Here is a 19,284-nt window from a genome sequence, read left to right as displayed (position 1 = left end):
GGGCGCTCTCAACGTTCTACGGGCCGGGCTGGTCCGTCGCGAAGCTCAACCGGCTTAGCGAGAAGCCACCCCGTTTACGGGGTGGAGGAGTCACGCACGGATCCTGTGGGCCCTGCCCGTGACGACCGCCGAGATCGAGTTCCGCAAGCGTCACGGACACGAGGCGCTGGAACGGCTCTTCATCGACGTCGCGTGACGAGGTCAGGCGCGAGCCCCCAACTCGGCCCAGACCACGTTCCCTTCGGCCCTTGTCGAGCGGTCGGCCCCCCAGCGGTCCGCGATCTGCTGGACCAGGAACAGGCCCCGCCCGCTCTCGTCACCCGGGCCCGCTCGGCGCCCGGACGGGCGGACGAGCGCGTGGTCGTCGTCGTGCACCTCGATGCGCAGGCGCTCGTCGCGGGTCAGGGTGATCCCGCACAGGACGTGACCGCTGCCCGTGTGGATCACGGCGTTCGTCGTCAGCTCGGAGACGAGCAGTACGGCGTCACAGCAGAGGTCTCCGGGTGCCTGCCAGGCGCACAGCCGGTCCCGCACGGTGTCGCGGGCGGTTCTGACGCTGGTGCGCAGGGCGGGGAGGTCGAACCAGTACTCCCGGTGCGGCGGGGCGGTGGCTAAGGCGTGGGCGGAGGTCGTGTGGGGGGTCACGGAGGTCGCCTTCCAGGGGGACGGGCGCGGTGAGGGGGCGGCGGTTTACGAGAATCCCTCGTGGGGGCATGCGCGTTCGGGGAATGCCCCGTGGTTCGGAGTCGTCGACACGATCAACTCCACCCGTGTCAGGTGAAGTTGATGTTGCGTCATGTCGACAGTGTGATCGCTCACGGGGTCAACTATGCTCGTCGGCGTGTTCATGCTGCAACCGTCTCCCTGATAATTTCAGCAGGACGGTATCGGCCTGGCGACTTCATCAAGTCGCTGTCAGAATCGCCCTGGTGACAGTCCCTCAGGAGGTTGGGCGTGAGTGAAGCCCGTTCCGGCTCCGCTGCCAGCGCACCCACGGTTCTGCGCATGATCCTCGGCCGGCGGCTGCAGGACATGCGGCAGCACGCGGGCGCCTCGCTGGAGGACGCGGCCAGGGCCCTGCGCGTGAAGACCCTGACGATCCGCCGGCTGGAGAAGGCCGAGGTCGCGCTCAAGCCTCTCTACGTCGAGAAGCTCCTGGAGACCTACGGCGCGGACCGGCAGGAGATCGAGGAGTTCGTCGCCCTCGCCGAGCGGGCCAACGAGCCGGGCTGGTGGCACGCCTACCGTGACGTGGTGCCCAACTGGTTCACGGCGTACGTGAGCCTGGAGACCGGCGCCAAGACCCTGCGCACCTACGAGCCCCACTACGTCACGGGTCTCCTCCAGACACGTGCGTACGCGCGCGGTGTGCTGCGCGGAGGCTTCCCGAACGGCGGCGAGGAGGAGCTGGAGCGGCGCGTCGAGCTGCGGCTGCGTCGCCAGAGCCTGCTGGAGAGAGCGGACGCCCCCACGTTATGGGTGGTCATGGAGGAAGCCGTACTGCACCGGACGGTGGGCGGCGCCGAAGTGATGCGGGAGCAGATCGACCGGCTCCTGGAAGCGTCCGAACTCGAGCACGTCAGCCTCGACATCGTGCCCTTCAGCGCGGGCGCCCACGTCGGGGCGTGTGCCCCCTTCACCTACTTCCGGTTCGAGGAGCCGGAACTGCCCGACGTCGTCTACAGCGAACTCCTGTCCGCCTCCGTCTACTTGGACGAGCGCGCGGACGTCGCCGCCCATCTCGAGGCGCACACCCGCATGTCGCTGCTGACGTCGACCGAGGACAGCAAGGTGCTCTTGAACCGCATGCGCAAGGAGTACTCATGACCACCACCGACTTGAGCGTCTACAACGGGATGCCGGCATCGGAGCTCGGCGAGCAGGGCTGGGAGCGCCCGTGGAGCGGGCCCAACGGCGGTCAGTGCGTGGAGACGAAGCAGCTCGCCGACGGCCGCGTGGCCGTACGGCAGTCAACCGACCCGGCCGGACCCGCGCTGATCTACACGCCCGAGGAGATCACCGCGTTCGTCCGTGGGGTCAAGCAGGGCATGGCCGACCACCTGACGGCCGGATGAACCGACAGCGTGCGGGAGGGACCTCGCCGGTCGTCCTCCCGGCGTGCGGGCACACCGATGTACACCTCTGAAGGGGAGAGAATGACCAACAGCCAGGCCGGCCGGGACCTCGACACGAGCCGGCCGCACTCCGCCCGCATGTACGACTACTACCTCGGCGGCAAGGACCACTTCGAGGTCGACAAGCAGGCCGCCGAGGCGGTCGCCGGTGCCTACCCCGGCATCTTCGTGTGCGCCCGTGAGAACCGGGCGTTCATGCACAGGGCCACCCGTGTCCTCGCCCGGGAGTACAGCATCCGGCAGTGGCTCGACGTCGGCACCGGCATCCCCACCGAGCCCAACCTGCACCAGGTCGCCCAGTCCGTGGTCCCCGACGCACGGGTCGTGTACGCCGACAACGACCCGCTCGTCCTCAAGTACGCCGAGCGCCTCATGCGCAGCACACCGCAGGGCCGTACCACATACATCGAGGCGGACGTCAACGATCCCGAGTCGCTGCTCACGGCGGTGCGGGGATCCGGGGTCCTGGACTTCGAGCTGCCGGTCGCCCTGTCCCTCAACGCCCTGATGCACTTCATCACCGATGCGCAGGACCCGTACGGCATCGTCGGCCGCCTCCTCGACGCCCTGCCCTCCGGCAGCGCCCTCGCCCTGAGCCACTGCACACCCGACTTCGACCCCACCACCTGGGACAAGGTCACCGCCATCTACACGAACGCCGGGACGCCGGTGCAGTTCCGCGCGCAGAAGGACGTCGCCCGCTTCTTCACCGGGCTCGACCTGATCGAGCCGGGCATCTCCGTCGGCCACCGCTGGCGGCCCGCCGCGACCGGCGGCGACACGGGCGCGGTGGAGCCCACGGACGCCCAGGTCAGCCTGTGGACGGGCGTGGGCATCAAGCCGTAGTCCAAGCCGTTGTCCCGCCACGAGCGGCGGCGGTCCGGCGCGAGGCGACGGCGGCGGTAGGGCATGGTGGAGAGGTGATCGTCCTCGCCGTCGTCAGCGCCGTCATGGGGGCCGCCAGCAATGCCGTGGGTACGGCGTTCCAGCGCAAGGCGGCCTCGACGGTGGCGCGGGGCGGCGGTCTGGGTCTGCTGACCGCTCTCGTGCACCGTCCCGCCTGGCTGATCGGCATCCTGGGTGTCATGGGCGCCGCTCTGTTCCAGGCCCTGGCCCTGGTGAACGGGCCCATGGCACTGGTCCAGCCGCTGTTCATCCTGGAGCTGCCGTTCGCCCTGCTCATCGCCGCGCCGCTGCTGCACCGCCGACTGCCCGTCCAGGGCTGGTGGGCGGTCGCCGGAGTGGTCACCGGACTCGCCATGGTCCTGGCAGCGGCGGCGCCCACCGGGAGCCGGAACCAGGCGAGCATGGAACGCTGGCTGCCGGTACTGGCCCTGTCACTGGGCGCGAGGGCGGTCGTCCTCGCCCACCCGTCACGCTCGGCCCTGTTCCGAGCGGCCGCGCTCGGCTCGGCCGCCGCCCTCGGCAACGCCCTGACCGCCGCGCTGATGAAGTCGGCCACGGGGCGGCTCGCCGACGGCGGTCTTGCCGCGTTCCTCACCACCTGGCAGACCTACGGCTTCGCCCTCGTCGGCATCGGCGCGGTCCTGCTGCTGGAGAACGCTCTGCAGGCCGGTCCGCTGGCCGCCTCGCAGCCCGCGCTGACCATCGGCGACGCGTCGGCGAGCCTGCTGCTGGGCGTGGCTCTGTTCGGTGAGGAGATCCGCACGGGCTGGTGGCTGCTGCCGGAGGTGGCCGGAGCCCTGCTGATCCTGTGGGGCGTCCTGCGGCTGACCCACGTGGTGCCCCACCTGATCAAACCCGGCCAGTAGGGCGTCGTCGGCCGGGTGGCCCACTCGTGGTAACTCACCTTGGAACAGCCGCCGTTGATGATCGCTTCGTGGACTAGTGTGCTGGCGTCGGCACAATCGAATGACTAGGACCGAAGATGACCGAGCGATCGACCGGCGGAACGGCTCCCTTCAACTCCTCCGTGGCACACCCCGCGCGGGTCTACAACGCCTGGCTCGGCGGCAAGGACAACTACCCCGCCGACGAGGAGGCGGCCCGGCTGGCGGCTTCGGCGAACCCGCAGATCATCCCCGCGGTACGGGCCAATCGCGCCTTCCTCGGCCGGGCCGTTCGCGAACTCGGCCGCGCCGGGATCCGCCAGTTCCTGGACATCGGGACCGGCATACCCGCCGCCGACAACACCCACGAGGTGGCGCAGCGGGCCGATCCCGGTGCGCGGGTGGTGTACGTCGACAACGACCCAGTCGTGCTCGCCCACGCCCAGGCCCTGCTCGTCAGCACACCGGAGGGCGCGACGGATTATCTGCAGGCGGACCTGCGGGACGTGGACCGCATCCTGGCACAGGCCGGCGCCACGCTCGATCTGTCCCAGCCGGTGGGCCTGATGCTGGTGGCGATCCTGCAGTACATCCCGGACGCGGACGACCCGCACGGCATCGCCAGGCGCCTCCTGGACGCACTCGCGCCCGGCAGCTACCTGGTCCTGTCGCACCCGGCCTCGGACATCGGCGCCGAGAAGGTGTCCGAGTCGATGAAGGTCTACAACGAGCGCGCCGCCGAGCAGGCGACACCGCGCCCCCACGACGAGGTCGCCAGGTTCTTCGACGGCACGCAGATTCTGGAGCCGGGCGTCGTGGAACTGCCCCAGTGGCGCCCGGACACCGAGGACGCCTTCGCGGGTGCACCGCTGCCCATGTGGTGCGGCGTGGGGCAGAAGGAGCCGTCGAGCCGGCCGTGATCGGCACGCTCGGCGCCGGCGACGCCGTGTCGGCGTCCTACGTCGTCGGCGTCCGGGCGGAACGGCGCGGTTCGGCCGAGCGGGGCGGCGGCACAGGCGACGATCGCTGAGGCGGATGCGGTGCCTCGCCGTGGACGTCCTGCCCCGCGCCCGTTGCCCCGCGCGGCTTCCTGAGTGTGTCCAAGGCATGTTGCAGCGCCAACTCCACCGCGGCGGGCACGAACAGGGAGCCGCGACCGTCCGGTGGCACGAGCCAGCACAGTGGGCCCGCCGCGCGGTGCGGTGGGGGCAGAGCGATGCGCGCGCCGATGCTGAGGTACTCGATGCCCGAGCCTATCCAGCGACTGGTGGGATCGGGCGGCAGGAAGAAACTCACGCTGCGCGAAGCGACGTTGGCCAGCGCGGGGCCGGGCGGCTGTGGAATGCACAGGAGCATGTCGAGTGCGGGCACCCCCAACGACTCGGGGACGCTCAGCACGTCCCAGAACCGGCCGCAGCCCAACTCCGCCATCCCTGTGGGCCCGTGCCACTGCCGCTTGCAGGCGCGCGGATCCGTCGCCGCCGCGGCGAGCCATTCGGTCGCCTGCCTCGCAGTGCTCCGCATGCCGACCCTCTTCCTCCGGAACCCACCCCGTGTGGCCGCCAGTCAAGTCGCGCTCGGCATATTCATGGTGGTGCATATTTCTATGGGAGGGAAGAGGGCCGAACAACGTCGATCGAATCCGAACACTTGGGTCCTGAACGGGTGTGTCTTCGATCCAGGAGTGGCGTGGCGTGACGGGGTGTTCGACTCAGACCGTGCTCAGGGAGGCCGCGTCGGCGGTTTCCGCCATGACCCGATCGGCCGCTCGTCGCGCGCGTCCGCTGATCCGCCAGCCGACCATGCGCAAGGCGGTCGCGGGGGCCGGAGGGAACACGCCGAGCTGGCCGAGCATGGCGATGTCGTCGCGTACCGCCTCGTGCCGTACGACCTTGCCGTCGGCGAGGCCGAGGACATGGATCTGCTCGAAGTCGATGTCGCGTCCCGTCGGGGGTATGGCCTGATCCAGGACGCCGTCACGGAAGCGTACGAAGGGGCCCGTGTGGCGGCCCCGCATGTGCAGACGCACCCAGACCTGGTCGTCGTCGTGGGCGGTGGCGACGACGGGGAAGCGCAGATCGCTGAACGCCGACCGCATCCATACGCCGGAGGCGAGAACCCCGGCCGGTCCGGGTGTGGAGCAGGCCGGAGGCGCGACGACGGCCTCGCGATTGTGGAAGTCCGGGCCGACGACATCGGCGGCCAGTGCCGGATCCCCCGTCTCCAGTACCTGAAAGAGTCCGCGTGCCAGTTCCGTGGCGTCCATCGTCTGCTGCCCATCCGTCGTTCGGCGAGTACGTGTGAGAGGTCGAGCGGCTCCGTTCGAGGAGGCGCCGCCCCTGTTGAGGTTATAGGCCGCCTAATGAATAGTTCAACCATGAGCTGAAGTCTCGTAAGATGGTGCCGTGTCCACCAAACGCTCGTACATCTCCCCGCTGCGCGAGCAGGCCGCCGCGCAGACCCGCTCGGCGATCCTGCTGCGGGCGACGGAGTTGTTCGCCGCACGCGGCTACGGCCGGGTCACCGTTGCCGACATCGCGGCGGCGGCCGGCGTCGCCTCGAAGACCGTCTTCGCCAGTGTCGGCAGCAAGAGCGACATCCTGGACCGGATCGTGGACCAGGCCGTCGCGGCGTCCGGCTATGAGCAGGCCATGCGCCAGGTGCTCGCCCTGCGCACCCAACAGGAGGTCCTGGAGGCGCTGGCCCGCGGGACGAGAGCGGGCAACGAGGGCCAGTTCACGGTGCACGAGGCCATCCACAAGGCCCTGCCCGTCCACGAGAACGGCGAGGCACTGTGGGAACGCGGCACCGCGGCCTACCGCGACGCACTGCGCGCCGCCGCCCGGCATCTGCACGCGCTGCCCGCACCACCCTCCCTCACGCCGGCGGAGACCGCCGACGCGCTGTGGTACTGGTTCGGCCCGACGAGCTGGCGCACGCTGGTGGTGGACAACGGCTGGTCCTGGGACCGTGCCGAACACTTCCTGCGCCGTACGGCCGTAGCCACCCTCGGCTGACGGAGCACGCCGTACTGCTGTACGAACGGGCCCCGGCGTCGGCGACGCCGGGGCCCGCACACATCGTCCCGACGATCAGGAGCGCGGGCTCACCTCGGCCATCTCGGACCACCCGGTCGCGCCGGGAATCTCCACGTTGACGATCTGCGGCGTGGCCGCGACATAGTCCGGCATCCACTCCATGGCGGCCTTGAAATGCGCGGACTGCACATGGGCGGCGCCCGCGTCGCCGTCCGCGAACGCCTCGACGAGCGTGAAGACCGTCGGGTCGTCCGCGTTCCGGTTCCATTCGTAGAAGAGGTTCCCCGCTTCCGCGCGGGTGGCCTCGGTGAAGTCCGCCGCGAGCTCCAGCCAGTTGTCGCTGTGCTCGGGACGGATCTTCCATTTGACGACGATGAAGATCATCGGATGCCTCGTTTCGGTCGGTAGGGGCGGATGGGTCGGCCGGCCGGTCGGTCAGGGGACGAGGATCGCCCGACCCCGGACCCGGCCGGCGGAGAGGTCGTCGAGGGCGGTCTGGAAGTCGTCGAGGGCGTACTTCTCGGTGTGCAGCCGTACCTGCCCCTGCGCGGCAAGCACCATCAGTTCCGTGAGGTCGGTGTACGAGCCGACGAGATTGCCGATGAAGTTGATCTCTGTGGAGATGATGTCGATGGTGGGCACGTCGATGTTCTCGCCGTAGCCGACGACGTGGTACTCCCCGGCGCGGCGCAGCATCCGTACGCCGTCGTGGGTTGCGCCGCCCTCGCCGACGAAGTCGATGACCGTCTCGGCGCCCTTGCCGTCGGTGAGGTCGAGGACGGCTTCCACATGCCTGCCATCGGCCACGATACCGTGGTGGGCGCCCATGTCGGCGGCGAGCTTGACCGCGTCGGGGTTGCGGTCGACGACGACGATCTCGGCCGCCGTGAGCGCGCGCAGCACCTGCACGCCGATGTGACCGAGCCCGCCCGCCCCGATGACGACGCACCGATGGCCGGGCCGCAGCCTCCGCGCCGCCTTGGCCGCGGCGTGGTACGCGGTGAGACCCGCGTCCGCCAGGGCGGCCACGTCGGACGGCTCCAGCGAGTCGTCGATGCGCACCACACTGCGCGCCGACGTCTTTACCGGTGGAGTGTGGTTATTCCTCATCGGCGGTATTCCTCTCCGTCACGCGACGCGGCGGCGTCAGATCCATGTCGAGTATCGAGACAGCTGACGGAGCGTCAGGTTGGTGCGGCTGTACGCAGCCGCCAGCAGCGCACCTTGATCGTCTCCGCACGGCCGCCTAGGCTCCCGTGCCCATGGAGATGGGGGAACCGAACTACGGTCGGCGGTCGTGGCTCGAGCGGCTGGCCCTGCGTCGTGGAATCGTGGCGCTGCTGGCTGGAGCGGTGGGACTGGCCGTTCTGGGAACCGTGTTCGTCGTTCTGCCAGGCGTGGTGGTCGACCACGATCTCGCCGGGGCCGCCGTCGCCCCGCAAGATCGGCTGAAGGCCGTGAACGATGTCCGGACGACTCTTCTACAGGTGGTAGGTGGCCTGGTCGTGCTCTTCGGCGCCTACGCCACCTGGCGGCAAGTGCGGGTCAGCCAGGATGGTTTGCGCGCCACCCAGGAGGGCTATGTCACGGACCGGTTCAGCCGAGCGGTCGATCAGCTCGGCAGCGACAAGCTGGAAACACGCATCGGCGGGCTCCACGCGCTCTGGCGGGTCGCGGAGCAATCGGCCCGTGACCGTGAGGCCGTCATCTCCATCCAGGCCGCGTATCTGCGGACGCACCTGCCCTGGCCGCCCACCGGGGCGGAGACGCTAACTGCGGACGTGCACATCAACGACGTTGCCCCGCTGGAGGCCCGTGTCGCCGACGCTCAGGTGGCGCTGACCGGCCTCGGCGTGCTGTGCCAGCGTCGGGAGCAGTCCTGGGTCAACCTCAGCGCCACCGACTTGCGCCGGGCCGACTGCGACGGGCTGTGGCTGCCCGAGGTCAACCTCGACCGCTCCTGCATGGAGGCGGCGGGTCTCTACCACGCCAACCTGACCCAGGCGTCCCTCGTCTCGGTCAACCTGCGGCACGCCGACCTCAAGACAGCGATCCTGCACCGGACCCGGTGTGCCCTGGCCGACCTGCGCGGCGCACGGCTCGTCGAAACCGACTTGCGTGAAGCGGACTTCACCGAGGCCGACCTCCGCGAGGCAAACCTGCGTAAGGCCGACGCGGGCGGCGCTGTCTTCCACGCTGCCGACCTGCGCCTGGCCGACTTGCGCGGCACAGACCTCAGAACGGCCGACCTGGCCCAGGCGCGTCTGACCGGTGCTCTCGCCAGCCAGCGCACCCGCTGGCCCATCGGCTTCGACCTGTCGGCCGCCGGAGTCGTCGTCACCGAGGAACCCGGCCCCGAACCCCCGCCCCTGCTCCAGCCCCCGGGGATAACGACGCAGCACCCGCCGCTGCAATCCATGCCCTGACCGACCGGCCCAGTGAAGCCCAACGTGCGGACCTGCCTCACAAGATCGGCAGCGGTCGGTGGGCAGGTGCTGGTAGTAGTCGGTCATGGCAGGAGACCTGTGGACCCCCGTGATTTCGATGGTTGGTGTGGCTGTGGGAGGTGCGTTGACGTTTCTGACCCAACGCACGACACAGCGGGCGGCCGACCAGGGTGAGGAGAGGAGGCGGGCCGCGGCGCTGGCGGAGGAGCGACGTGCTGAGCAGATCCGGACCGTCCTGGAGTTCACCCGGTTCGCACTGGAGGCTGAGGGTGTGGCTCATGCGCGGCCGTCTCAATGGGAGGTCGGTGATGAGTGGTACCGGACAGCCAGGCCGGCGGTGGACGGCCTTCGCATAGCCGAGAATGGTGTCCAGTTGCTGTGCGCCCCCGGCCTTCACGCACCGGCGACCGCCTATGCCCGCGCCCTTAATCAGGCGGTCTGGCAGGAGCGTGACGAAGGGAGCCTGGCCGAGCGGCTGGAACCGTTCAAGTCGGAGTTTCTCGCCGTTGCACGCGGCACCCTGACCTGACATCGCAGCGCACGCCCGGCGAATACGCCTCCGGTCACCTGCCCGGCGCCCTGAACATCCCCCTGGACCAGGTCCGGCGGGCGCTGCCGGACATAGGGCACGTCGCCGAGCGCGGTGACGTACTCGTCGTCTGCGCGTCCGGCGCCCGCTCCGAGAACGCCTGCAGGCTGCTGGCGGAGCAGGGCATTCCGACGGCGACCCTTGCGGGCGGCACCGGTGCCTGGGCGGCCGAGGGGCACGAGCTGCACCGCCCGGAGGCCTGCGACACGCGCTCCGGCTGGAGCGTGGAACGGCAGGTGCGGTTCACCGCCGGGACGCTGGTCCTGATCGGGCTCCTGCTCGGCCTGCTGGTGCACCCGGCGTTCCAGTTCGTCTCGACGGCCATTGCCGGAGGTCTTGTCTTCTCCGCGCTCACCGACTCCTGCGGTATGGCCGTGCTGCTCGGAAAGCTCCCGCACAACCGCCCCCGCAAGGCCGACCTCGACGCGGCACTCGCGGCGCTGCGCGGCCGCTGAGACGTGCCCCAGCACTGCTTACGACTCCATCGCGATGTCGATCTCGGTCGGCAGGCGCAGCGTGTTGTGGACGGTGCAGGCCGAGGCCACGGCCAGCAGGCCCTCGCGGCGGTGCTCGGGCAACTCCGGTGGCGGGACGATCGTGACGCGTACGGCGTCCAGCCGGGCCGGTGGGTCGGAGGCCATGGTGAACTCCGCATGCACCCGCAGTCCGACGCGGGGCAGACGGTGACGGTGGAGATAGCGGCCCGCGTAGAAGGCGACGCAGGCGGCGAGCGACGCGGCGAACAGTTCGGTCGGGGCGGGGGCGGTGTCCGTGCCGCCGGCGTCCGTGGGCTGGTCGACCCGGAGCTGATGTCCGCGGATGTCGACGGCGTACGCGTCGCCGTCGACGTGACTGACCTCCAGGTGATGTACGACGGCGTCCTGCGACGGCCGCCCGTCGGTGGTCTGCGAAGTCGTGCCGGTCATGGCGGGCCTCCCTCGGCCGAGTCCGTTCCCACCCCACTCCAGTGGAACGCGGACGGCGTGGCCCCGGGAGGGCCTGACGGGGGCGCGCTTGGTGCCGTATGGCCCGGAAGGCACCCCATACGGCCCCATTGCCTCGAGGGGAGACGGTCACCCGGCGTGCGTGGACTCCTCGGCGAGGCCGACCTGATCGAGGAGGAGACGGGCCAGCCGGCGCGCCTCGTCGAGCGTGAGTGCCGCCCAGGCCCCGGATTCGCCGCCCCGTTCCTGGCCCACGTCCAGGGTGACCCGGTTGATGGGGTGGTCCGGTGTCGCGAGATGCATGCACCGCACTCTGATCGTGCGGCCGCACCTGGTGACAACGGACGACGCGTCGTCGCCCGCGCCGATCCGCTCTCGTCCTGTCGTCGCCATCGTCCTCACGCCCTTCCTCGCAGTCGGCTCCGTGTCCAACTGGCAGTTCAGTAGGCCGTAGCCCTGGTTCGCCATACCTGGCGGGGTATGTATGGGCAACATCAGACGGACTCGGGTTGTTCCCCTGCCGCCGCCTCCTGCTGACGGGCCGTGAGAGGCGCGGGGCCCGTCGGCCCGGGTGCGGGGACGAGCGGCCCATGCCGGTCGCCGGGCGCGATGACGACCATGAAGGCAGACAGTTCGAGAAGGGTGGCACCGGTCATGTCCGTCGTCTGCACAGCTCCGCGCTACGCGTCCGGCCATCTGGTCCGCGCGGCCGTCACCGCGCCGTCCGTGTACAACACACAGCCCTGGATCTTCGTCGCCGAGGACCACGACAGGGGCGTCGAACTGCACGCGGACCCGACGCGCCGGCTTCCGCTGGCCGACCCGGACGGCCGGGAGATGGTCATCAGCTGCGGTGCCGCCCTCTTCAACGTTCGTCTGGCGATGCGGCACCTGGGCTTCAAGCCGGTCGTCCAGTACCTTCCGCACCGGACGGACCCGGACTTCCTCGCCCGGGTGATGTGGGGCGCGTACGACTTCCCGTCCCCGGACGAGCGGCGCACGTACGGCGCGCTGCGCCGACGCCACACCGTCCGGGGCCCCTTCCTGCCGGACCCGCTGCCGCGGACCCTGCACCACGCGCTGCGCGAGGCGGCCCGGCACGAGGGCGCCACGCTGCACTGGATCGACCGGAGCGCGGGCCGGCGGGAGCTGGCCGACCTGGTGCGGGCGGCCGAGGCCATGCACCGGGGCGATCCGGCGCACCTCGCCGAGCAGTCGGCGTGGACCTGGCGGCTGGCCGAGCGACGGGCCGACGGGATCCCGGTCGACGCGGACGTGCAGCACCCGGACTCGACTTCCCTGGCCGGACGGGACTACGCGGGCATCACGCGGATGTTCCCGGCGTCTCCGCAGCGCTGGACCGCCCGGACCGGACGGGTCGCCGTACTCAGCACGGACCGTGACGACCGACGGGCCTGGCTGCGGGCCGGGCAGGCGCTTCAGCGGGTCCTGCTGGAGGCGGCGGCGCAGGACGTGATGGCGGCGTTCCACCCCCAGCCCCTGGAGATCCCACCCCTGCGCACCCAGATCCTCCAGACGCTCAGTGCGGGCGAGTTCCCCCAGATGATTCTCCGACTGGGCCGGGTACGGAGCGGGCAGGCCCTGCCGAGGCGTTCGGCGGCGGAGGTACTGGGGTCGGGGGCCGGCTGGGATTCGTGACCACTGCGGCCACAGGCTGTTCTGCTGCCATGGCTATGCTGCGCGACGGCACTTGGGCCGCGCCGTCGCGGGGCTTCGCGCTCGGCACCGCCCGGATTCCGCCGAGGGGCCGGAGGGGGGGCCATGAATCGTCTGCTCGGATTCGCGATGGTCTGGTTGGCTGTCATGGGGTCGATCACCTTCGGGGCCGGCGAGTCCGGCGGGGATCGGGTGATGAGTCTTGTCGCCGCGCTTCCCGCGCTGGGTTACTTCGGCTTCCGCTGCGCGCGGGAGATTCGGGGGATCAAGGAAGACAACCGGGTGGCACGCACGCGGAGGGAGCAGGGGAAGCTCATGGGACGGGACGAACTCCTCGATGCCGTGACGCGGTTGGTGGGCCGAGGCCCGCGGTCGCTCGAGTGCGGCGTGGCGGGGCACGCGGCGGGACACATGTGTCTCGGCGTGTCCGAAGACGTCACGCTGGCCGATCTGGTCGAGGGGATCAGCGGCCGGTACGGGTCCCCGCGCAACCTCGCCATGGGCGGCTACGCCGATCCGACGGTGGACGCGACGACAGGATTGCCCCTGCTCACCCCCTTCGGCACGCAGGTGGTGGACATGCGGGCCTGGGCGTACGGGAGTTGGTGGATCGGGGCCGGGACCGTGGACAGCGGTGACGGCGTACGGCGCGTGGTGCTGGTGGCCGAGCGTGCCGAGCCGGTGGTGGAGGGGTTGCCGGCCGACGCCTCGTGGGTGGAGCGGGTCGTCGCCGTGACCGGGTGGGCGGGAGGCGGACGCGTGCGGACGATCGACTGGGCGGCTGTCGAGGACCGCCTCGGGACGGCTCTGCCCGGCGACTACAAGCAGCTCGCTGAGATCTTCGGCGACGGGGCCTTCGACGGTTTCCTCAGCCTGTACGTTCCCGATGCGGGTGTCCCCGGCATGGATGTCGTCGACCACGCCGAGTATCTGGCCCGGTTCGCCTCGCGAGAGGGCACGCGCCTGTGGCGGCCGTACGACATCCACCCGGCTCCCGGCGGGCTCCTCCAGTGGGGTACGTCCGTGCAGGCGGACGAGTTCTACTGGCTCACCGAGGGCGACGACCCCGAAGCCTGGCCGCTTCTCGCGCGGGAGGACATTCCCGACTCCTGGTGCCGGTTCGACGGCTCGGCAGCCGAGTTCGTCTTCCGCATGCTGACCGAGCGGGGGCATTGCTTCTCGACCGCCCGGTACTTCGACACGCACTGGTTCCAGACCTACTCATCGTGACCGGAGATGTCTCTCTCGCGCGCGTCAGGCCGTGGCCTCCCTGATGCGGGCGAGCAGGGCGCGCAACTGGGTGCGGTCCTCCGTGTCCAGCGCGGCCGTTGCCTCGGCGAGTGCCTGGCGGTCCACCTTCTCCGCGTTGCGGTGGCAGCGCAGGCCCTCTTCGGTGAGGCGCAGCAGGAACGCTCGCCGGTCGTGGGGGTGGCGTACGCGTTCCACGAGGCCGTCGCGTTCCAGGCTGTCGACGATGGTCGTCGTCGTCCGTGCCGCGACGCCCGTCATCTCGCTCAAGTCCCGCATCCGCAGGGGCTGTTCCGCCGCCGCCAGCATCCGCATGGCCCGAAGCCGGGCGACCGATGCCCCGTTGGCCCGCAGCCGCGCCTCCACGAACCGGCGCAGCTGGATCGTCGTCTCGTACAACTCGTCGACCAAGATGTCGCTGCTGCCCTGCGTGGCCATGCGCTGTTCACCGCTTTTCCGCTGAATTCCGATTCACTGAGGATCCTCATAGTGAGTATGCTCAGTATGTGTCATCGTCCCGACGCCGCCTCATCCTGCCGTCTTCCCCCGCCCGCCTGAGCCAGCGCGTGGTCGTCCCGGTCGTGTCCGTCGCCGTGACGTTCATCGCGATCGTCGACGGCGCCATCACGACTGTGGCGCTGCCTTCCATCGCCCGTCAGTTCCACCTCACCACGGCCGGCCTGGACGGGGTCGTCGTGGTCTACCCGGTCTGCCTGGCCATGGCCATCCCCGCCTCCGCCTGGTTGGTGGAACGCTTCGGCGCCAAGCGCGTCCTGCTCGCCGCCCTGGCTGGCTTCCTCGGCTCCTCGGTCCTGTGCGGCGCCGCCGCCGACCTCGGTCAACTCGTCGCCTTCCGCGCGTTGCAGGGACTGTCCGCCGGCCTGCTCTTCCCGGCCTCGGCCGCCCTGCTGTTCAGTACCTTCAACTCCTCGGACCAGGTGCGGATCTCCCGGCACATGATCATCCCGCAGCAGATGGCCCCGGCAGCCGCGCCGATCCTGGGCGGACTGCTCGTGGACCACCTGTCCTGGCGCTGGGTCTTCTACGTCAACCTGCCGGTAGGTATCCCGGCCATGCTCTTCGGGCTCCTGTTCCTGACCGAGCACCGCGGCCGACGCCCCGGCCGCTTCGACCTGCCAGGACTGCTGCTGAGCGCGGCCGCGCTGGCCTCCGTGATGTTCGGCATCAGCGAAGGACCCAACCGCGGTTGGTCCTCCACCGCCGTGATCGTCGCCCTGTCGCTCGGCATATTGCTGCTCGCCGCCGCCGTCATCGTCGAACTGCGGACCACCGAACCCCTCCTGAAGCTCCGGCTGTTCACGGACCGGCTCTTCCGCGACACCAACCTGATCAACCTGGTGGGCCTGATCCCCATCCTCGGCGCCATGTATCTGTGCCCCCTCTTCCTCCAGCAGGGCCAGGGCCGTACCGCGCTGGAATCCGGGACCACCACCTTCCCCGAGGCCTTCGGTGTCCTGCTGACCGTCCAGCTCGCCGGAGTCCTCTACGTCAGGATCGGCCCACGGGTCATCATCGGCTGCGGGATGGCCGGCGTCTGCGCCGTCCTCCTCCTCTTCGCCACCTGTGACGCGCACACCAGCCTGTGGACCTTCCGCGGCTACATGTTCCTGCTCGGCATCGCCATGGGCGGAGTGTTCATGCCGACCATGGTGGCCTCCCTGGCCGGCATCGACCGCCGGGACCTCGCGCAGGCATCCACGCTCAACACCGTCGTACGCCAGACCGGCGGCGCACTCGCCCCGGCCGCGGTCACCACCGCCCTGGTCCTGAACACACCCGTGGCAGCCTCCGCGGACCCACCCGTAGCCGCATACCAGCACGCGTACCTGGTCCTCGCCGGCATCGCGGCGGCGACCGCGGTGTTCGCCTTCACCCTCCGCGACGGCCCGGCCCGCGCGGCGGCCCGCGGCACCACCACGACGTCCGCCTCGACACCGGACCGACGACGCGAGGACGCTCACCACTGACGACATACGTTGAGTGCATGACATAGGTGGGGCAAGGTCGAGCGCAGCAGACCGCGGCCGTTCCACGAGCCCCCTTGGAGACCGGGTCCATGCGGTGAGGGCCGGCTCGAACGGTCCAGCCGAGTCAGACGATGTCGAGCAGGTCGGTCACCGGGCGACGCGGCGTCAGGTGGCCCTCGGGGCCGTAGCCGAGGCGGATCACCATCTGTACGTAGCCCATGGCCGAGGCCGGGTCGCGGATGGCCCAGCGCAGTTCGGGCCATTCGAGGGGCTGTGAGGTCACGGACGCGACGAGGCCGTCCGCGGTGGCCCGGAGCAGGACCCGCTCCAGCGCCTGCCCCGCCGCCAGCCAGTCCGCGGGCCGGTCGTGGGCCGTGCCCAGCAGGGCGATCTGGGGGCGCTGCTCGAAGTGCGCCCAGGAGCGGCCGGGCACGGGCCGGTCGGCGGCGAAGTCCCGTACCGGGGTGGCGGCGCCGTGCCGGGCGGGGCCGAACGCCTCGACCGGAATGCCGTCCGGCGCCGCCGGCCCCGTGCGGGCCCAGCGTGCCGTCTCCTCACGCACCGAAGGGTCGGCCGCCTCCGCGCCCTCCGCGTCCCTGACCAGTTCCAGGACCGAGCCCACGTGCCAGGGCCCGGGGAAGACCAGTCCCGCTCCTTCGAGCCGGGCCGCCTCGCAGAGCCGCTCCCGCAGGGGCTGTGGTATCTCGTCCTCGCGGAAGGGGTTACGGCTGGTGCGCCGGCGCCGGAGCGCCGGGTGAAGCTCGGCCAGGGCCTCGTCGGGGTGTGCGGTGCCGGTGAGGTCCACCTCGGCCAGTAGCTCAGGATCGGCGGGGTCCGGCAGCAGCCGGGTCACGGGCTCGCGCCCCGCCGCCGTCGCGGCCACGCGCAGGTTGAACAGCGCGGCACCGCAGCCCAGGTGCAGCTCGCGGTCGTCGGGATCGGTCCTCGGCAGGGTGCGCTCCGGATCGGCGTACAGCCGCAGGATCCCGGTGTCGCGCACGAAGCGGAACTTCCAGGGCTGGGCGTTGTGCAACGACGGTGCCGCCGCGGCGTCCGCGACGAACGCGGTGACGGCGGGCACGTTCAGGGGCGGCATGTTCACCGCGACCTCCTCTCGGAGCCGGATCACCCTCTTTCAGGCTGTGCGGCGTGCGCAGGGGAGTGGGAGGGGTCGTCCGGGCCTTTCTCTAGGCCGAGTGGCCCGCCGTCGGCGCCCGGAACCTGGAACCTGGGGTCGTATTCGGTCAGCAGGGGCCAAAGTGCCCATTGGTTCGCTTCTGCGGCCCGCGTGACGCTGAAACCGACGTCGAAACCGACACTGGAACGGGAACGCGCTGTGCTCGTCCGCAGCGGTACGAAAGGCGGTGGTCGGTCATGCGTCTCCCTCTGGTCGTGGGCGTCGACGGTTCGCGCTCCAGCCTCGGCGCGGTCGACTGGGCGACCGACGAGGCGGCCCGGCACGGGGTACCGCTACGGCTCGTGTACGCGTCGCTGTGGGAGCGTTACGAAGCGGACGGCACCGGGCGCATGGCGGCGGACGACATCCTGGCCACCGCCGCCGAACGGATCCGGCGCCGCAACCCCGACGTCGAGGTCGACGGTGAAGTCCTTCCCGAGGACCCGGTGGACGCGCTGTTGCACGAGGGCCGCAACGCCGCCGCCCTCGTGACGGGCTCCCGGGGCCGCGGCGAGTTGCGGGGCATGCTCCTCGGCTCGGTGAGCCTGGCCGTCGCCGGGCGTGCCTCCGGCCCTGTCGTCGTGGTCCGCGGCGACGGCATGGCAGGCGACGGCACGGCACCGGACGGGGCACACCGGGCCATCGTGCTGGGCGCCGGCGATCCGGGCACGAGCGGCGCTGCCACGTGGTTCGCGCTGCGCGAGGCCACGGTGCGCGGGTGCGACCTGGACGTCGTGCGCGCCTGGCGGCGCCCCGCCCACCGGACCGCCGAACACCCCCTGATCGCCGATGACCCGGCCCACGGCCACCAGGAGCGGGCGTCCCTGCTGATCGACGACCTGCTCCGGGACGTCCTGGCCGACTATCCGGACGTCAGGGTGCGCCGCTCCGTCGTCGAGGGACTCGCCCGCAAGGTCCTGCTGCAGCGGTCGGCCACCGCGGCCCTCCTGGTCGTCGGCGTCCGGCGCGCCCGTGACCACGGCGGCCTCCAGCTGGGCCGGGTGACACACGCGGTGCTGCACCATGCACAGTGCCCCGTGGCCGTCGTACCGGAAGTGCCGTGACCGCCGCGGCGGTTCGAGCTTGTCCTCACCCGGCGGACGCCGTCGGCCACGACAGGGCGCGGGTGATGTCGGCGAGGGTGACGATGCCGACGAGGCGGTCGTCGTCCAGTACCAGGGCGCGGTGGACGCTGCTCTCCTGCAGGCGTGGCAGCAGGTCCACGACCGGGTCGCCGGGGGCGACTGTCACGACGTCCGACAGGGGGTGCATCACGTCACCGACCGTCGTGCGTGTACGGGCCTGCGGCGGCGTCTTGTTGACCATGGCCACCGTGATCAGCCCGACCACCATGCCGTCGGGCGCCACGACCGGGAAGGCGGAGTGCCGGTACGGTCCGAACGGCCCCTCGGCCAGGAAGCCGGCGGCCGTCGTCCAGGACGGGACCGTGACCGGGGCGGGCGTCATCACCCGGCCGACCGGCACGCCCTTCAGCACACCCTGCACCTCGGCCTGACGGGCCTCCGCAGTCGCTGCCGCGATCAGGAACCAGCCGATCAACGCGGCCCACAACCCGGACAGGTTCCCGAGGAACAGGACGGAGGCGAAACCGGTCAGGACCATGAACCAGCCCAGTGCCCGGCCCGCGGCGGACGCACCCTCCGTGGCCCGCAGCCGGTCTCCGGTGCGGTGCCACAGGAACGCCCGCAGCAGCCGCCCGCCGTCCAGCGGTGCGGCGGGCAGGGCGTTGAAGACGGCCAGCACGATGTTGATCGCCGCGAGCCAGGCGACCGACTCGATCCACAGCCCCGAGACGTGCAGGGCGTCCAGCCACCACGCCACCAGCGCCAGCAGGCCGCCGAGCACCACACTGGTCAGCGGCCCCACCCCCGCGATACGCAGCTCCGCGGCCGGCGTGGGCGCCTCGCTGTGCAGCCGGGCCGCCCCGCCGAGCATCCACAGGGTGATGCCGTCGACCTGGACGCCGTTGCGTCGCGCGACGATCGCGTGCGCCAGCTCGTGGGCCAGCAGCGAGGCGAGGAATGCGACCGCCGTCAGGAGGCCGATTGCCCAGTACACCGTGGGGGAGTGACCGGGGTGGGCCTCGGGGAAGCGGCCGCGCGCCAGCGCGAGCGCCACCAGTACGACGATGACGAGCACGCTCCAGTGCAGGCCGACGCGTACGCCGGCGATCCGGCCGAGGGACAGCGTCTCCTTCATCGACTCCCGCCTCGCCCTCCGACTCCTGACC

25 protein-coding genes are annotated in these 19,284 nt (G+C 70.9%); 14 read left to right on the top strand and 11 right to left on the bottom strand.

Annotation, left to right across the window (positions count from 1 at the left end):
• Positions 1-201: 201 nt before the first annotated feature.
• The gene (locus ACFYXB_RS33305; protein ID WP_389588680.1) at positions 202-645 is read right to left on the bottom strand and encodes an ATP-binding protein; all 444 of its coding nucleotides are present in this window, start codon (positions 643-645) and stop codon (positions 202-204) included.
• 309 nt (positions 646-954) lie between these two features.
• Between ACFYXB_RS33305 and ACFYXB_RS33300 the strand changes: the two genes are divergently transcribed.
• The 5 genes from ACFYXB_RS33300 to ACFYXB_RS33280 all read left to right on the top strand — a co-directional run bounded on the left by ACFYXB_RS33300 (position 955) and on the right by ACFYXB_RS33280 (position 4,845).
• Positions 955-1,827: a helix-turn-helix domain-containing protein gene (locus tag ACFYXB_RS33300; RefSeq protein WP_388497492.1), complete on the top strand. Its 873-nt coding sequence runs from the start codon at positions 955-957 to the stop codon at positions 1,825-1,827.
• Positions 1,824-2,075 carry a DUF397 domain-containing protein gene (locus tag ACFYXB_RS33295; protein ID WP_389588677.1) on the top strand — a complete coding sequence of 84 codons (252 nt, stop codon included), beginning with the start codon at positions 1,824-1,826 and terminating at the stop codon, positions 2,073-2,075. Before ACFYXB_RS33300 ends, ACFYXB_RS33295 begins: the two co-directional genes overlap by 4 nt.
• An 81-nt stretch (positions 2,076-2,156) precedes the next feature.
• Positions 2,157-2,981: an SAM-dependent methyltransferase gene (locus tag ACFYXB_RS33290; protein WP_389588675.1), complete on the top strand. Its 825-nt coding sequence runs from the start codon at positions 2,157-2,159 to the stop codon at positions 2,979-2,981.
• Between the two features lie 74 nt (positions 2,982-3,055).
• Entirely contained in the window at positions 3,056-3,907 is an 852-nt protein-coding gene (locus ACFYXB_RS33285) for a DMT family transporter (RefSeq protein ID WP_389588673.1), read from the top strand.
• 116 nt (positions 3,908-4,023) lie between these two features.
• A complete protein-coding gene (locus tag ACFYXB_RS33280) occupies positions 4,024-4,845 on the top strand; it encodes an SAM-dependent methyltransferase (protein ID WP_389588671.1) in 822 nt (273 codons plus the stop codon).
• A 37-nt stretch (positions 4,846-4,882) separates the two neighbouring features.
• Here ACFYXB_RS33280 and ACFYXB_RS33275 read toward each other — a convergent pair whose 3' ends face one another.
• Complete coding sequence (locus ACFYXB_RS33275; protein WP_389588669.1) at positions 4,883-5,449, bottom strand: hypothetical protein; 567 nt, start codon at positions 5,447-5,449, stop codon at positions 4,883-4,885.
• A 187-nt stretch (positions 5,450-5,636) separates the two neighbouring features.
• Complete coding sequence (locus tag ACFYXB_RS33270) at positions 5,637-6,191, bottom strand: ester cyclase (RefSeq protein WP_389588667.1); 555 nt, start codon at positions 6,189-6,191, stop codon at positions 5,637-5,639.
• Positions 6,192-6,330: 139 nt separating this feature from the next.
• Between ACFYXB_RS33270 and ACFYXB_RS33265 the strand changes: the two genes are divergently transcribed.
• On the top strand, positions 6,331-6,942 hold the full coding sequence (locus ACFYXB_RS33265) for a TetR family transcriptional regulator (RefSeq protein ID WP_351347074.1): 612 nt from the start codon (positions 6,331-6,333) through the stop codon (positions 6,940-6,942).
• Between the two features lie 75 nt (positions 6,943-7,017).
• On the opposite strand, the gene ACFYXB_RS33260 is transcribed toward ACFYXB_RS33265, so the two are convergent.
• Together ACFYXB_RS33260 and ACFYXB_RS33255 are read right to left on the bottom strand one after the other, a co-directional pair.
• The gene (locus tag ACFYXB_RS33260; protein WP_389588664.1) at positions 7,018-7,347 is read right to left on the bottom strand and encodes a putative quinol monooxygenase; all 330 of its coding nucleotides are present in this window, start codon (positions 7,345-7,347) and stop codon (positions 7,018-7,020) included.
• 51 nt (positions 7,348-7,398) lie between these two features.
• Positions 7,399-8,073 carry a zinc-binding dehydrogenase gene (locus tag ACFYXB_RS33255; RefSeq protein WP_389588662.1) on the bottom strand — a complete coding sequence of 225 codons (675 nt, stop codon included), beginning with the start codon at positions 8,071-8,073 and terminating at the stop codon, positions 7,399-7,401.
• A gap of 158 nt (positions 8,074-8,231) precedes the next feature.
• Between ACFYXB_RS33255 and ACFYXB_RS33250 the strand changes: the two genes are divergently transcribed.
• The 3 genes from ACFYXB_RS33250 to ACFYXB_RS33240 all read left to right on the top strand — a co-directional run bounded on the left by ACFYXB_RS33250 (position 8,232) and on the right by ACFYXB_RS33240 (position 10,454).
• The gene (locus tag ACFYXB_RS33250) at positions 8,232-9,389 is read left to right on the top strand and encodes a pentapeptide repeat-containing protein (RefSeq protein WP_389588660.1); all 1,158 of its coding nucleotides are present in this window, start codon (positions 8,232-8,234) and stop codon (positions 9,387-9,389) included.
• A gap of 85 nt (positions 9,390-9,474) precedes the next feature.
• Entirely contained in the window at positions 9,475-9,939 is a 465-nt protein-coding gene (locus ACFYXB_RS33245; protein WP_389588658.1) for a hypothetical protein, read from the top strand.
• Positions 9,936-10,454, top strand: a complete 519-nt coding sequence (locus ACFYXB_RS33240) for a rhodanese-like domain-containing protein (protein WP_389588692.1) — start codon at positions 9,936-9,938, stop codon at positions 10,452-10,454. Before ACFYXB_RS33245 ends, ACFYXB_RS33240 begins: the two co-directional genes overlap by 4 nt.
• A gap of 18 nt (positions 10,455-10,472) precedes the next feature.
• On the opposite strand, the gene ACFYXB_RS33235 is transcribed toward ACFYXB_RS33240, so the two are convergent.
• Together ACFYXB_RS33235 and ACFYXB_RS33230 are read right to left on the bottom strand one after the other, a co-directional pair.
• A complete protein-coding gene (locus tag ACFYXB_RS33235) occupies positions 10,473-10,925 on the bottom strand; it encodes an OsmC family protein (RefSeq protein ID WP_389588656.1) in 453 nt (150 codons plus the stop codon).
• A gap of 147 nt (positions 10,926-11,072) precedes the next feature.
• On the bottom strand, positions 11,073-11,246 hold the full coding sequence (locus tag ACFYXB_RS33230) for a hypothetical protein (RefSeq protein ID WP_389588654.1): 174 nt from the start codon (positions 11,244-11,246) through the stop codon (positions 11,073-11,075).
• Between ACFYXB_RS33230 and ACFYXB_RS33225 the strand changes: the two genes are divergently transcribed.
• Positions 11,245-11,397 (top strand): hypothetical protein, encoded by a 153-nt coding sequence (locus tag ACFYXB_RS33225; protein ID WP_389588652.1) that lies wholly within the window; start codon positions 11,245-11,247, stop codon positions 11,395-11,397. The two genes, ACFYXB_RS33230 and ACFYXB_RS33225, sit on opposite strands and share 2 nt — an antisense overlap.
• A 40-nt stretch (positions 11,398-11,437) precedes the next feature.
• On the opposite strand, the gene ACFYXB_RS33220 is transcribed toward ACFYXB_RS33225, so the two are convergent.
• The gene (locus ACFYXB_RS33220; protein ID WP_389588650.1) at positions 11,438-11,599 is read right to left on the bottom strand and encodes a hypothetical protein; all 162 of its coding nucleotides are present in this window, start codon (positions 11,597-11,599) and stop codon (positions 11,438-11,440) included.
• On the opposite strand from ACFYXB_RS33220, the gene ACFYXB_RS33215 reads away from it, so the two are divergent.
• Positions 11,598-12,602 (top strand): Acg family FMN-binding oxidoreductase, encoded by a 1,005-nt coding sequence (locus tag ACFYXB_RS33215; RefSeq protein ID WP_389588648.1) that lies wholly within the window; start codon positions 11,598-11,600, stop codon positions 12,600-12,602. The two genes, ACFYXB_RS33220 and ACFYXB_RS33215, sit on opposite strands and share 2 nt — an antisense overlap.
• A gap of 123 nt (positions 12,603-12,725) precedes the next feature.
• Positions 12,726-13,850, top strand: a complete 1,125-nt coding sequence (locus tag ACFYXB_RS33210) for a hypothetical protein (RefSeq protein ID WP_389588646.1) — start codon at positions 12,726-12,728, stop codon at positions 13,848-13,850.
• 24 nt (positions 13,851-13,874) lie between these two features.
• Here the strand turns inward: ACFYXB_RS33210 and ACFYXB_RS33205 are convergent, their stop codons facing one another.
• Positions 13,875-14,306, bottom strand: a complete 432-nt coding sequence (locus ACFYXB_RS33205) for a MarR family winged helix-turn-helix transcriptional regulator (RefSeq protein WP_389588644.1) — start codon at positions 14,304-14,306, stop codon at positions 13,875-13,877.
• A 143-nt stretch (positions 14,307-14,449) separates the two neighbouring features.
• Here ACFYXB_RS33205 and ACFYXB_RS33200 point away from each other — a divergent pair, with 143 nt between their 5' ends.
• Positions 14,450-15,856 (top strand): DHA2 family efflux MFS transporter permease subunit, encoded by a 1,407-nt coding sequence (locus ACFYXB_RS33200; protein ID WP_389588690.1) that lies wholly within the window; start codon positions 14,450-14,452, stop codon positions 15,854-15,856.
• Between the two features lie 124 nt (positions 15,857-15,980).
• Here the strand turns inward: ACFYXB_RS33200 and ACFYXB_RS33195 are convergent, their stop codons facing one another.
• Positions 15,981-16,952, bottom strand: coding sequence for an Acg family FMN-binding oxidoreductase (locus tag ACFYXB_RS33195; RefSeq protein WP_389588688.1), 972 nt, complete (start codon positions 16,950-16,952; stop codon positions 15,981-15,983).
• Between the two features lie 278 nt (positions 16,953-17,230).
• Here ACFYXB_RS33195 and ACFYXB_RS33190 point away from each other — a divergent pair, with 278 nt between their 5' ends.
• The gene (locus ACFYXB_RS33190) at positions 17,231-18,097 is read left to right on the top strand and encodes a universal stress protein (protein WP_389588642.1); all 867 of its coding nucleotides are present in this window, start codon (positions 17,231-17,233) and stop codon (positions 18,095-18,097) included.
• 25 nt (positions 18,098-18,122) lie between these two features.
• On the opposite strand, the gene ACFYXB_RS33185 is transcribed toward ACFYXB_RS33190, so the two are convergent.
• The gene (locus ACFYXB_RS33185) at positions 18,123-19,253 is read right to left on the bottom strand and encodes a site-2 protease family protein (RefSeq protein ID WP_351347117.1); all 1,131 of its coding nucleotides are present in this window, start codon (positions 19,251-19,253) and stop codon (positions 18,123-18,125) included.
• Positions 19,254-19,284: the final 31 nt, after the last annotated feature.

Source organism: Streptomyces sp. NPDC002619 (assembly GCF_042889305.1).
Classification (GTDB): domain Bacteria; phylum Actinomycetota; class Actinomycetes; order Streptomycetales; family Streptomycetaceae; genus Streptomyces.
The sequence above is the reverse complement of the archived record's forward strand: the minus strand, read 5'-3'. Positions and strand labels throughout refer to the sequence as shown.